7 protein-coding genes are annotated in these 14,480 nt (G+C 44.0%); 6 read left to right on the forward strand and 1 reads right to left on the reverse strand.

The features are described from left to right. Positions 1-44: 44 nt before the first annotated feature. On the reverse strand, positions 45-3,356 hold the full coding sequence (locus HW279_RS04325) for a DUF2723 domain-containing protein (protein ID WP_178958111.1): 3,312 nt from the start codon (positions 3,354-3,356) through the stop codon (positions 45-47). 1,020 nt (positions 3,357-4,376) lie between these two features. Here HW279_RS04325 and HW279_RS04330 point away from each other — a divergent pair. The 6 genes from HW279_RS04330 (at position 4,377) to HW279_RS04355 (ending at position 14,395) form a co-directional block, all read left to right on the forward strand. Next, positions 4,377-5,660 carry a citrate synthase gene (locus HW279_RS04330; protein WP_178958112.1) on the forward strand — a complete coding sequence of 428 codons (1,284 nt, stop codon included), beginning with the start codon at positions 4,377-4,379 and terminating at the stop codon, positions 5,658-5,660. A gap of 2 nt (positions 5,661-5,662) precedes the next feature. After that, the gene (locus HW279_RS04335; protein ID WP_178958113.1) at positions 5,663-7,870 is read left to right on the forward strand and encodes an NADP-dependent isocitrate dehydrogenase; all 2,208 of its coding nucleotides are present in this window, start codon (positions 5,663-5,665) and stop codon (positions 7,868-7,870) included. After that, entirely contained in the window at positions 7,867-10,134 is a 2,268-nt protein-coding gene (locus tag HW279_RS04340) for an aconitate hydratase (RefSeq protein WP_178958114.1), read from the forward strand. The genes HW279_RS04335 and HW279_RS04340 overlap by 4 nt, the downstream gene beginning before the upstream one ends. 875 nt (positions 10,135-11,009) lie before the next feature. Continuing rightward, entirely contained in the window at positions 11,010-11,681 is a 672-nt protein-coding gene (locus tag HW279_RS04345) for a hypothetical protein (RefSeq protein ID WP_178958115.1), read from the forward strand. A gap of 113 nt (positions 11,682-11,794) precedes the next feature. Then, positions 11,795-13,540 (forward strand): thiamine pyrophosphate-dependent enzyme, encoded by a 1,746-nt coding sequence (locus HW279_RS04350; RefSeq protein ID WP_178958116.1) that lies wholly within the window; start codon positions 11,795-11,797, stop codon positions 13,538-13,540. A 291-nt stretch (positions 13,541-13,831) separates the two neighbouring features. Continuing rightward, the gene (locus HW279_RS04355) at positions 13,832-14,395 is read left to right on the forward strand and encodes a hypothetical protein (protein ID WP_009418197.1); all 564 of its coding nucleotides are present in this window, start codon (positions 13,832-13,834) and stop codon (positions 14,393-14,395) included. The last annotated feature ends 85 nt before the right edge of the window (positions 14,396-14,480 follow it).

The following is a 14,480-nucleotide window of genomic DNA, read 5'->3' on the forward strand; positions in this document are numbered from 1 at the left end:
ACCATTTTTAAAAAACAAAATTACTTCAATAACTACTGATATTTTCATTCTTCTACACTATCTTTTGTAGTAGTTTGAGGTTCAACAAGCGTATCCGCCTCCTCATCCATTAGCATCTTCATATACTCATCAAGCTCTTGCGATTTCATAAACGGACTCGCCTTCGCTCTGAGCACCTCTACTTGTCTTTCGTAAAAATCCTTATCCAAAGGCGCTATGAGCAATAATAATTCTCCATAGCGGTCTATGGTATACTGTATTCTGGCAGTATTAGCGTATCGCTCATCTGGCGATAAGTGTGCGTAATAATTCAGTTCTTCTTGATATTTCCCAAATATCTGCAAGGCTAATTTACGAGCGGTTTCTTTCTCACCTACCTTAAAATAACCTTGTACAAAAGGATCGAGAGTGAAGTAATAGCCATAAGCCTCCAAAGGCATATGCTTCATTCCGATATCCAAGATATCTTTGGCTTTATTTAACTTGCCTTCTTCTATCAGTTTTTCGGTAAGACGTGCCAAATTACCGCGGAAGATAATACTGTTCTTACGCGTTTCGGGGTCTAAGTAAATACCTGCTTTACCCATATTGCCCCAATCCCATTTCTTTATGATGTCGTACATCAAATTACTGTCTATACGACCCATATCAAAGGGGTGCTTCTTATCGATTTCTGTTTTAATAGGCACAAGTTTGTACACCAGTCCATCTAATTGCAAGTACTCCTTCATCCAGATATACTCAGCAGAGTCCATACTACCTCCTGAGAAGTATATCGGGCGTTTCCAGTCGTTATAAGCCAAAATATCCAGCATCACAATACGTGCTTTATCGATAGCACTAGGGAGCGTGATATCTATATAGTCTACTATCTTATCAGCGTCTTCGGGTTTTACAATACCGCTCTTTAATACGTTTTCTTTATTTACAGGAATCCGTATTTTGTTCGTAGGGTAGTAGTTAAAAGTTCTACTTTCACTACTACTGCTACTCAGCTGTGTATTGGGGTCATCGCTGGTTACCCATTTCACAAAGTCTTTAATATTCCAGCGGTTCTCGGTGCGTTTTTGGAAATACACCCCTTCACGCACCCCGTGAGCATATTGTTTGTGCACCATTTCACCTGGGATAGGACTACTTTGGTACGCTTGGCGCTTCATTTGGTCTATATACCAATCCGTTTGCAACAAACTTGTGTTGATAACACGCACATCGGTGCGATAGCCTTCTATTTCTTGGGCATACCACAGTAAGAACGTATCGTTATCGCCAATGGTGAATATCATAGCGTCCTTATCTTTAGCTACCGAGCTCAAATAAGCGTCCGCAATAAACTCTGCCGAATACTTTTGCGAGCGGTTGTGGTCGTCCCAATTCTCACTTGCCATCAGCACAGGTACAGCAAGCAAACTCGCTACCACTGCCAAAGGTGCTCCTATTCGTGGCGAAAGCACCTTCCTAAGTGCGTGGAATAACGCGTATACACCCACTCCTATCCATATAGCAAAAGCGTAGAACGAACCTACTAACGCATAATCTCGCTCTCGCGGTTCAAACGGTCGTTCGTTCAGGTATATTTTCATTGCCAAACCCGTAAAGAGGAAAAGCATCATCACTACCCACGTTTGGCGTTCGCTCTTCGTCGCCATAAAAAATAACCCTAAGAGTCCTAAGAGCAGAGGCAGGAAATAGTAAGTATTACGAGCTTTATTGTTCAGCACATCGGCTGGAAGGTTGTCTTGCGAACCAAGGCGCAAACTATCAATAGGCTTAATGCCCGATAACCAGTTGCCGTGGTCATTTTCCATCTTGCCTTGCACATCGTCTTGCCTGCCTATAAAGTTCCAAGCAAAATAGCGGAAGTACATATACCCAAACTGATACTCGAACAAGTAGTGCATATTCTTCCAAAAACTTGGCTTCTCTACTTCTATATAGTCCCGATATTCGGTAAGAAATTGGTCGTAACGCTCAGGCGGAAGCGGTTGTATTTGCATTTGCCTTTGCACTTCTTGTAAGAACTGATAGAGCTTCGGCTCGTTATACGCTTCTTCTTTTATTCTAAACGTAAGTAGTCCTGTGAGCTTCATATAATTCGCCGCGTGTTGCGCACTCCACATTCTCGGCAAAACACCCTCTTGTTTGCTATTCGATGCCATCTGAGCGTTTTTGTACTGATTCACGATGATGTATTTCCCTAAGGCATAATCGCGCTCGTATTTTGGCTTCGCGTCTTCATATGGGTTCTCTTCGTCTAATCCAGCGTATTTATCTGAATACATAGGACCGTAGAACAAATGCGTTTCGGGATATTGTTCAAGGTTGTAATAAGCTAATAGCAAACGCGCATCAGTCGGACTGTTCTCATTGATAACCGTATCAGCATTCGCGCGAATAGGGATCATTAGCCAAGACGAAAACCCTATAAACACAAACAACAAGCATAAAATGCCCGTTTGCAAGCGCACTTTGTTTTGCTTATAAGCGTAGTTCAGCGTAAAATAGAAGAACGCAATAACCGAAAGCCCCGCGATAATAGTCCCTGAGTTGAACGGCATACCGAAGCTATTCACAAAAAATACTTCCAAATAACCAAAGTACGCCAAGGTGTAAGGTAATATCAGTTTAAATATCAACAGCAAAATAGCGATAGAAACTACATTAGCAATGATGAAGTTCACTACCGTTTTCTTGTAGTTACTCTTGAAGAAATAAAGCATACCAATAGCAGGAATGGTCAGTAGCGCCATAAAGTGCACCCCAAACGACAGCCCCACTACTAACGATATCAGTAACAACCAGCGGTCGCCACGTGGTTCGTGCAAACTGTCCGTCCACTTGATGCCTAACCAAAACATAGCCGACATAAATAGCATTGCCATTGCATACACTTCTGCTTCCACCGCGTTAAACCAAAAACTATCCGAGAAAGTATAGGCAAGAGCCCCTACAACCCCACTCCCCAAAACAGCGATAAACTGCCCTTGGGTAAGCGTAGCAGGCGTTTTTTCTTCAACAGAATCGGTTCTTTTTAAAGCGATTTTCTTGGTCAAATTTACAATGATGAAGTACAAGAAAAGAACTGTAAAAGCACTCGATAAAACCGACATATAATTCACAAACAGCGCAATCTTATCCGAGTTCGGAGCAAAAGCAGCTATAAAAGCGCCCATCATTTGGAATAAAGGCGCTCCAGGAGGGTGACCCACTTGCAATTTCGCTGAGGTAGCAATATACTCGCCACAATCCCAAAAGCTAACCGTAGGTTCTACCGTAAGCCCATAAGTGATAAGAGCTACGGCAAAAACAGCCCACCCCACAATGAGGTTATATTTCTTAAATTGATTATCTGTCATCAGTACTTTATATTTCAAAGTGCAAAGGTAAGAAACAATTACCAAATGAGCAAATTTGTCAATCAGATATAACCCCCTCACTTCTCCATTTTCTCATTTTCAAATTTGCTAATTCTCTAATTTCTCTTCCCCTTTTCCGTCCCTACATTCCCCCTTTGGAGGGGGCTAGGGGGAGGTTTCCTCCGCTTTTCCGTCGCTCTCTACTCGTCACTACACCCCCTCTCCTTGGGAGAAGTCTCCGAATAGGAGAGTATGTGATTGGGGAGAGGATTCCTTTTCTTTCGCCTCGAAACCCCGTTTTTACCATTTTTCGCATCGCTGTATTATACTATTAATCAATTTTTTACACACCCTTTCTATACCAATCGTCCAAGATTCGTATAAGCTTCCTATAAGCTCTCTATAAGCTAACCCCATCCATCTTACATCCCTTTTTCATCAAAAACCCTCCCTCCCCTCTTCCGAACTTCTCCGTTTCCTTCCGAATCCTTCTAACCTATCCAATTTGTCCGACAAGTCTGACCTGTCAAAAAAAAGATTTTTATCACTATTCATTTCCTAATTTCCACATCTGCTAATCTGCTAATTTTCTCCCGCCCGTCGTGCTACGACTGCCTGTGCGGCTCGCACCTTTGCCAAAGTTAATCCCCTCCGCTGGTTTACAAGGCGCAGCCTTGATTTTGTTTAAATTTTGTTTGATTTCTGAGGCACAGCCTCATTCCTCTAGCTCGCATCACATTTTCTCATTTCCTAATTTGCTAATTTTTTTCCTGCCTGTGTGGCTCACACTGCCCGTGCGGATCGCACCTCATTTTCCCATTTTCTAATTTTCTCATTTCTCTCACCCGTGCGACTTGCACCCCCTTATTTCCATTTCTTTTTTCGTTATAGATATATTTGTCTTATATTTTAATCATAAAACGTTAAAGATTGTTAAATAAAATAGATTTATCGCTATTTTATTTGTAAATGTGAAATAATTTTTCTTACTTTGCCCAAAAATAAAAAACAAATTGTACTATGGAAAACACAGCAAAACTGATTTTTGAAGGGAAAGAATACGAATTTCCTATCGTAGTAGGCACCGAAAACGAAAAAGCGATTAATATCGAAAAATTGCGTGCCCTCACTGGTTTGGTAACCTTGGATTCGGGTTACAAAAACACGGGTTCTTGCAAGAGTGCCATTACCTTCCTCGACGGCGAACGGGGCATCTTGCGCTATCGTGGCTATAACATCGAAGATTTAGCTGCTAAAGCCGAGTTCCTCGAAGTAGCCTATCTTCTTATTTTTGGAGAACTCCCCACTGCCGAACAGTATGACGATTTCAAAAAAACAATTCACAAGTACACCCTTGTTCACGAGGATATGCGCCATATTATGGACGGTTTCCCGCGCTCGGCTCACCCTATGGGGGTATTAGCATCAGCTACCAGTGCGCTCACCGCTTTCAATCCGGTACCGGTAAACGTACATTGTCCTAAAAACGTGTATCAAGCGGTCTGTAAAGCCATTGCCAAAGTAACTATCATCGCTTCTTGGGTGTACCGCAAACGCGAGGGCTTACCGCTGAATTATTACGACAATAGCAAGGGCTATATCGAGAACATTTTGCGCCTCTTCTTCGAAATCCCTACTGAGGAATATAAAATCAACCCTACGGTAGTGAGTGCTCTCAACAAACTGCTCATCCTTCACGGCGACCACGAACAGAACTGCTCTACTTCTACGGTGCGTTTGGTGGGGTCTTCCGAGGCGGGTCTGTTTGCGAGTATTTCCTCTGGAGTTTCAGCCCTTTGGGGTCGTCTCCACGGCGGGGCAAACCAAGCGGTGATTGAAATGCTTGAAGAAATTCATAAAGACGGAGGCGATGTCGATAAGTTCATTAATAAAGCAAAAGACAAAAATGACCCTTTCCGTTTGATGGGCTTTGGGCACCGTGTATACAAAAACTTCGATCCACGGGCTAAAATCATCAAAGCCGCTGCCGATGATGTGCTCAATGCTTTGGGTATAGAAGACCCTATTTTCAGTATTGCTAAACATCTCGAAAAGGTAGCTTTGGAAGATGAGTACTTCAAATCACGCAATCTCTATCCCAATGTCGATTTCTATTCGGGTATCATCTACAAAGCCTTGGGTATGCACTTAGAGATGTTCACTGTGCTTTTTGCTATCGGTCGTCTCCCTGGTTGGATTGCCCAATGGAAGGAAATGCGCCAAGGAGGAGAACCTATCGGTCGTCCACGACAAATATACGTAGGTGCCACCGAAAGAGCTTTTGTTGAATTGAATAAACGATAAGAATGAAAAATATTATCTATACCATTACCGATGAGTCGCCCTATTTAGCTACGCATTCGCTATTGCCTATCATCAAACGCTTTTGCGCCTCTTCGGGTATCAACTTTGAAGCCAAAGATATCTCATTGGCAGGGCGTATTTTAGCCTCTTTCCCCGATTTTCTCACAGCAGAACAACGGGTGCCTGATGCCCTCAGCGAATTGGGGGCGTTGGCAACACGTCCAGAAGCCAATATCATCAAGTTGCCTAATATCAGTGCTTCGGTACCCCAACTGAAAGCGGCTATTGCCGAATTGCAATCACAAGGCTATGCGCTCCCCGATTACCCTGAAAATCCTGCCAATGAAGCCGAAACAGCTATCAAACAGCGGTATGACAAGGTGAAAGGCAGTGCGGTGAACCCTGTCTTGCGCGAGGGTAATTCCGATAGGCGCGCACCTAAATCGGTAAAACAATACGCTCAAACGCACCCGCATTCAATGGGAGCGTGGAGTGCTGAGAGTCTCACGGAAGTCGCTACGATGCAAGCGGGCGATTTCTACCACAACGAGCAATCAGTAACCCTCAAAAAAGCCGATGTGGTGCGCATAGAGTTGGTAAGCCCTAAACACGAAATGCAGGTGCTCAAAGCCGGACTTCCTTTGCAAGCGGGCGAAGTGATAGATGCTACTTTTATGAGCAAAGAGGCACTTTGCAAATTCTATAAAAAAGCCTTTGTCGAAGCGAAAGACAAGGGCGTACTCCTCTCTTTGCACCTGAAAGCCACGATGATGAAGATTTCTGATCCCATTCTCTTTGGCTATGCGGTTGAAACGTACTTTGCTAATTTGTTCCAAAAACACCCACGTGAACTGAAAGCCTTAGGGGTGAATGCACGCAATGGTCTTTCGGATATTCTGGCGAAAATAGCACAATTACCTGTTGAAGAACAAGAACCTTTAAAGCACGATATCGAGGGAGCACTTACACGAGCAGCAGCCTTGGCAATGGTGAATTCTGATAAGGGGATTACCAACTTGCATTTCCCTAACGACGTGATTGTAGATGCTTCTATGCCGGCAATGATTCGCAATGGGGGTAAAATGTGGAATGCCAAAGGGGAGGCACAAGATACTTTGGCGGTACTGCCCGATAGCACTTATGCGCGTATCTACCAAGTGGTGATTGACTTCTGTAAGAAACACGGGGCGTTCAATCCTGCTACGATGGGAAGTGTTGCCAATGTGGGCTTAATGGCACAAAAAGCTGAGGAATACGGCTCGCACGACAAGACTTTCGAAATCCCTCATAGCGGACGTGTACAAGTGGTAGGCGCCGATGGTAAAGTGTACTTATCGCACAAGGTAGAAAAAGGTGATATTTGGCGTATGTGCACTACAAAAGATACCCCAGTGCAAGATTGGGTGAAATTAGCGGTAACACGCGCACGCCTCAGCAAAACGCCAGCGGTTTTTTGGTTGGACGAGCACCGCGCTCACGATGCGCAACTCATCAAAAAAGTAAAACACTATTTGGCAACCCACGATACCGAGGGGGTAGATATCCGTATAATGTCGCCCGAAACGGCGATGCTCTTCACCTTAGAGCGTACTCGCAAGGGCAAAGATACCATTTCAGTAACCGGCAATGTGTTGCGCGATTACCTCACCGATTTGTTCCCTATCTTAGAATTAGGCACCAGTGCCAAAGTGCTCTCTATCGTCCCTTTGATGAACGGTGGCGGACTCTTTGAAACGGGTGCAGGGGGCTCAGCACCTAAATTAACCGAACAGTTTCTTGCCGAAAATCATCTTCAATGGGATTCCTTAGGAGAATTTCTCGCCTTAGGAGCTTCGTTAGAGCATTTTGCGCAAAAACACAAGAACCCCAAAGCCTCAATCTTAGCCCAAACCCTCGATGAGGCAACGAGTAAGCTGTTGAACAACGATAAATCGCCACAAGCCAAAGTAGGCACGCTCGACAATCGCGGAAGTCACTTCTATTTGGCGCTCTATTGGGCAGAAGCTTTAGCGACACAAACTCAAGACAGCGCACTTGCCAAAGAGTTTGCTCCTATCGCCAAAGCCCTAAAAGACAACGAAGCGACTATCGTGGAAGAGCTGACCCGCATACAAGGCACACCGGTAGATTTAGCAGGTTATTACCACCCCGATTTCACCAAAGTAGCAACAGTAATGCAAGGAAGTAAAACACTAAAAAAGATATTATGATTTTTGATATTGAAATGATAAAGAAGGTCTACGCCCAATTTCCTGAGCGCGTAGACAAAGCCCGACAAGTGGTAGGACGACCCCTTACCCTTGCTGAAAAAATATTGTATACCCACTTGTGGGACGGCACTCCTTCACGTGCTTTTGAGCGTGGGAAAGACTATGTAGATTTCGCTCCCGACCGCATCGCTTGTCAAGATGCGACCGCTCAAATGGCGCTCTTGCAGTTTATGCAAGCGGGCAAAAGCAAAGTGGCTGTCCCCACCACCGTGCACTGTGACCACCTTATCCAAGCCAAAGAAGGCGCGGCAACCGACCTGAAAGTGGCTACCGAACAGTCTAAAGAAGTATTCGATTTCCTCTCTTCGGTATCCAACAAATATGGTATTGGTTTCTGGAAACCTGGCGCAGGGATTATTCACCAAATAGTCTTGGAAAACTACGCTTTCCCTGGCGGAATGATGATAGGCACCGATTCGCATACGGTGAATGCTGGAGGATTAGGAATGCTCGCCATTGGCGTAGGCGGTGCCGATGCCGTAGATGTGATGGCAGGAATGCCGTGGGAACTGAAATTCCCTAAGCTCATAGGCGTAAAACTCACGGGTAAACTCAGCGGTTGGACTGCCCCAAAAGACGTGATTCTTAAAGTCGCCGATATACTCACCGTAAAAGGGGGTACGGGTGCTATTGTAGAATACTTTGGCGAGGGTGCTAAATCGCTTTCGTGTACGGGGAAGGGTACTATTTGTAATATGGGTGCCGAAATAGGGGCTACTACCTCTACTTTTGGCTATGATGAGGCGATGCGTCGCTATTTGCTCGCCACTGGGCGCGAAGAAGTAGCCCTCGCTGCCGATGCGATTGCGCCTTACCTCACTGCCGACCCCGAAGTCTATGCCGACCCCGAAAAGTATTTCGACCAACTCATCGAGATAGACCTCTCTACCTTAGAGCCTTATATCAACGGGCCTTTCACCCCCGATAGAGGTACTCCTGTATCCAAGATGAAGGAGGTAGCCCGTGCCAACGATTGGCCCTTGGAGGTGCAATGGGGGCTCATCGGTTCGTGTACTAACTCGTCTTACGAAGACCTCACCCGCGCGGTTTCGGTGGTAAAACAAGCCTTAGAAAAGAGAATTACCCCTAAAGCTTCCTTTGGTATCAACCCAGGCTCTGAACAAATACGCTATACTACCGAACGCGATGGCATCATAGACGCTTTTGAGCAGTTGGGCACCCGTGTGTTTACCAATGCTTGTGGTCCCTGCATTGGTCAGTGGGACAGAGAAGGCGCTGAGAAACAAGAGAAAAATACGATTGTCCATTCCTTCAACCGCAACTTCTCTAAGCGCGCCGACGGGAACCCTAATACGCACGCTTTTGTCACTTCCCCCGAAATGGTAGCGGCTTTGGCAATTGCCGGTAGGTTAGACTTCAACCCTATCACCGATACCTTGCTAAACGACAAAGGTGAAGCGGTAAAACTCGATCCTCCTTATGGTGATGAATTGCCTTCTAAAGGTTTTGCGGTTGATGACCCTGGCTATCAGGCTCCCGCCGAAGATGGTAGCAATATCGAGGTAGTGGTATCGCCTACCTCTAACCGTTTGCAACTGCTCACGCCTTTCACTCCTTGGGACGGTGAGAATATCACAGGGGCTAAACTCCTCATCAAAGCGCAAGGCAAATGCACCACCGACCATATTTCGATGGCAGGAGCTTGGTTGCGTTTCCGCGGACATTTGGACAATATTTCTAACAATATGCTCATAGGGGCGGTAAATGCTTTCAACGGTAAAACCAACTCTGTGAAAAACCAACTTACAGGCGAATACGACGAAGTGCCTAAAGTACAGCGCGCCTATAAAGCTGCGGGTATCCCTTCTATTGTAGTAGGCGACCACAACTATGGCGAGGGCTCTTCACGTGAGCACGCTGCTATGGAACCTCGTCATTTGGGCGTACGAGCGGTATTGGTAAAATCGTTTGCGCGCATTCACGAAACCAACCTTAAAAAACAAGGAATGCTTGCCCTTACCTTTGCTAATGAAGCCGATTACGATAAGATTCAAGAAGACGATGTAATCAACTTCCTCGATCTCACCGCCTTTGCGCCTGGCACTCCATTACATTTGGAATTTGTACATAAAGACGGCAGTAAAGATGTGATTACCTGCAACCATACCTACAATGCTCAGCAAATAGGTTGGTTTAAGGCAGGAAGCGCACTGAACCAGTTAAAAGAGAAAAGTGAAAGATAAAATGAATGGTGAAAAAGAAGCTGTCCGAAAAGGTCTCAAAATAGCATTTGCGTCGCTACACTTTGCCAAAGTTAATCGTCCGTCGTGCTACGACTGCCTGTGCGACTCGCACCTTTGGCAAAGTTAATATAGCCATCTTTGTCTTTGGTTCTCCCCTTTTGAGCCTCTCCGACCCCTCCCCCGATAGCTTCTTCTTTCCGTCGCTACATTCCCCCTTTGAATGGAAGTCCGCGATAGCGGAGTATGTGATAGGGGGAATGTTATCCCCTAGTGCCTATGGCCTAAGGCCTAGTGCCTCTTCCTCTTTCTTTCGCCTCGAAACCCTCTTTTTATCATTTTTTGCATTGTTGTATTATACTATCTATCAACTACTTATATACCCTTTCTATACCAATCGTCCAAGATTCGTATAAGCTTCCTATAAGCTCTCTATAAGCTAACCCCACCCATCTTACACCCTTTTTTCACCAAAACTTCTCTCAGCTATCTTCCGAACTCCTCCGTTTTCTTCCGAATACACCTAACAGTCTCAATGCGTCGCTTTTTCATCTCAAACTTTGCCAAAGTTAATCGCCCGTCGTGCTACGACCTTTGGCAAAGTTGATTACCTTGATAATCAATTGCATTTAGTTACATTATAGGGGCGTTTGCAAACGCCCCTATAAACAGAATTCTTCAGATAGATTCATTTTTTTATTGGAATAGTTGTATCAAATTTTCTATGACCCCGAAGTTTGTTTGCTGCGCTAATTCATTCAAAAGTGTTTTTGTAATTGTTATTAGTCTTTAGTAAAAAAGATTTGGAAATATTATAAAAATATATTACTTTTGTAGCACAAAATAAGCTATTTAAATAATTGTAAAAAATATTGAATATGAATACTTTACAACAAATAGAAGAAGATATAAAAGAGTTTTTAGATAAAGAACTAAAAGAAGAAGGGAGAGTATTCCTTAATGAATGGGATTTTCAAATGAGCTTATCCCTATTCCTAACACATATAAAAGGTTATAAAGTTCACTTAGAGTATGTTGTGCCTTTAAACTTTTTAAAAAAAAGAGAATATCCATTTGCTAACAAAGAAAATATCAACATTGATATTGTGATAGAGAAAGAAGGTCTTTTTTATCTTATAGAACTCAAATATAAAACTCAAAGAGCAACTATAAAATTTGAGCGATTTGGTGAAATAAATTGTGTTTCATTAAAAGACCAGTCTCGCATACCTATGAGTAAATATGATTTTTGGAAAGATGTAGCTCGTTTAGAATTCCTAAAAGAAAGTTTTGAGAAAGTTAAAGGTGGACTTTGTATATTTCTAACGAATAATAAAACTTATACAAAGGGAGATAAAGGTATTTCAGAAGAATTTACTATGGAGGCTCAGAAGCATCATATAGGTACATTAACTCTTAAAGATGGCAAGACGAAAAAAAAGTGCCCAGAATTTTCATTGTCAAAAGACTATCAGATAGAGAAATGGCACGAATTGACAAATGAGGAAACTAAAATAGCTTTTCACTATTGTATAGTAAGAGTTGATTAAAAATAACGAATTGGCTAATTCTCTCATTTCTCTCATTTCTCTCGCCCGTGCGACTCAAAAAAGTATTAATTGGTATTATTTTTGCATACAAAAAACCATTAATAATAAAACATATGAGTAAAAATGTATCCGACCAATTGGTCGAAATGTTAGTACAAGCAGGCGTAAAAAGAGTTTATGCCATTACCGGCGATAGCCTCAACCCTGTGAACGACGCCATCCGTCGCGATGGTCGCCTTGAGTGGATACACGTCCGCCACGAGGAATCAGCAGCTTATGCAGCCTCTATGGACGCCGAACTAAACGGCATAGGCTGTTGTATGGGGAGTTCAGGTCCTGGACACGTACACCTTATCAACGGACTCTACGACGCCAACCGCTCAGGCAACCCTGTGATTGCCATTGCCAGCACCTGCGCTACCCATAAATTTGGTACCCACTGGTTCCAAGAAACCAACCCCTTCTTGCTGTTTCAAGATTGCAGTAAATACGTATATGTAGCCAATACCCCAAAACAGTTCACCACAATGATGCAACGCGCCATACAAACGGCTATCAACGAGAAAGGCGTGGCGGTGTTGGGACTCCCAGGTGATGTAGCAGGTGCCGACCTCGAAGAGGTACCTACTGCTACACAAACCTTCTTAGCAAAACCTGTGGTACGCCCTTCCGATAGTGAACTCGACAAATTATCAGCCGTACTAAACGACGCTAAAAACAAGAAAATAGCCCTTTACTGCGGTCACGGTTGTCAGTATGCGGTGAAAGAAGTAGAACAGCTTGCCGAAACCCTTAAAGCGCCTATCGTGGCTTCTTTCCGTGGCAAAATATTCTTCGACCGCACCGATAGCCCTTATATAGCGGGAATGAACGGCTTGCTCGGACACCGTTCAGGTTATGATGCTTGCGCCAAAGCCGATGTGCTCGTAATGCTCGGCACCGACTTCCCTTATGCGGAGTTCTTGCCTAAGAAAAGCACTATTATCCAAATAGATGAACGCCCCGATATCATTGGTCGTCGTGCCAAAGTAGATTACGGCTTTGCAGGCGATGTGAAGGATACGATTACCGCCTTATTGCCTAAACTCACCCCTCGCACCGACGATAGTTTCCTCAAAGACATTCACAAAGAGTATTTGGAACTCGAAAAATCATTAGACGATTACACCAAAAAGAAAACCGAAGAGAACCAAATAGACCCCGAATATGCAGCTAAACTCTTAGATAAATACGCCGCCAACGATGCTATTTTCACCGTCGATACGGGTATGAATGTAGTGTGGGCAGCGCGCTTTATCAAAGGTACGGGTAAACGTTATCTCACCGGTTCTTTCAACCACGGTTCTATGGCAAACGCCCTCCCAATGGCAATTGGCGCAGCAGCTTCCTCCAAAGGCAGACAAGTGGTAGCAATGTGTGGCGACGGCGGTCTATCAATGCTCTTGGGCGATTTGGCTACCCTGATGCAATACCAATACCCTGTGAAAATATTTGTGTTCAACAACCGTTCGCTCGCAATGGTGAAACTCGAAATGGAAGTATCGGGCTACCTCGATTGGCAAACCAATATGGTAAACCCACCTTTCGACAAACTCGCCGACCTGATGAACATCAAAGGTTATGAAGTGCGCAAAACCGAAGACCTCGAAGCTACCGTAAAAGCAGCTTTCGAGCACGACGGACCTACTTTGGTGAATATCTACACCAATCGCGATACCTTAGCGATGCCTCCTCATATCACTTTTGAACAGATGAAAGGCTTTGCGACCAACATCATCAAGAAGATAGGTCAAGGCGACTTTGCAGAAGCCAAAGGCAGTATTGCCAACAGTATGAAACACATCAAGGACGTTTTTTAGATTTTAATTTTGATAATAAAAAAGTCGCTAAGCATCTCGCTTAGCGACTTTTTTTTCTTGTATTTACTGTGTTACTCTCATTTTTTCAATTCTTAGCCTTGTACCTCAAACGCACAACCCTTGTCCTAAAATCCTACAATCCTTGCATAAGAATTTGCCCATAAAAAATTATCGCCAGAATTTTGCACCGTAAAAACTTGATAAGAGAAAAGCCGAAAGACAAAAGGTAAATATAAAGTCGACGCCTTCCATCTTTTAGTTCTTGACCTCTTATCTAAAAAATCAATCATTATGGCAAAAAGTAGAAATAATGTAGTAACCGAAGGATTGAGCGGTATGTTAGCTCGCCAAATCGTATTCCGCCAACGCGCAGGACAAACCATCGTAGGGAAAGCCCCCGTTCGCTCTCAGAAAGCAAGCCAAGCACAACAGCTACATCAGCAAAGGTTTGCCCGAGCAGCTTTCTATGCAAAAAGCGCTTTGCAAAATAGTGCACTTAAGCAAAGCTATGCCGAGGAAGCTAAAAAGCGTCCAGGTACCACCCCCTATAATATGGCAATTGCCGATTATCTTAAAGCTCCTGTGATTGACGCGGTAGATACCTCAAACTATACAGGTTCCGTTACCGGAGAAAAGATTGTCGTACAAGTGTCCGACACTTTTAAAGTAACAGGCGTGAAAGTGAAAATCACCGACCACGATGCTACACTTGTAGAAGAGGGGAATGCTACCTTCCAAGAAGGTAAGTGGGTGTATACCACCACTGTGGTAAACGCTTCTCTTACCGGCGATAAGGTAATAGTAACAGCCACCGACCGTCCTGCCAATGTTACCACTAAGGAATTTATCCTTTAAAGTGAGTAACAACAAGAAAGGTAAAGCCAGTTTTACTGGCTTTACCTTTTATCTTTTACTTTATAATCACCCTTATTACAAAATA

This window comes from Capnocytophaga sp. oral taxon 903 (assembly GCF_013394785.1).
GTDB classification, from domain to species: Bacteria; Bacteroidota; Bacteroidia; order Flavobacteriales; family Flavobacteriaceae; genus Capnocytophaga; species Capnocytophaga ochracea.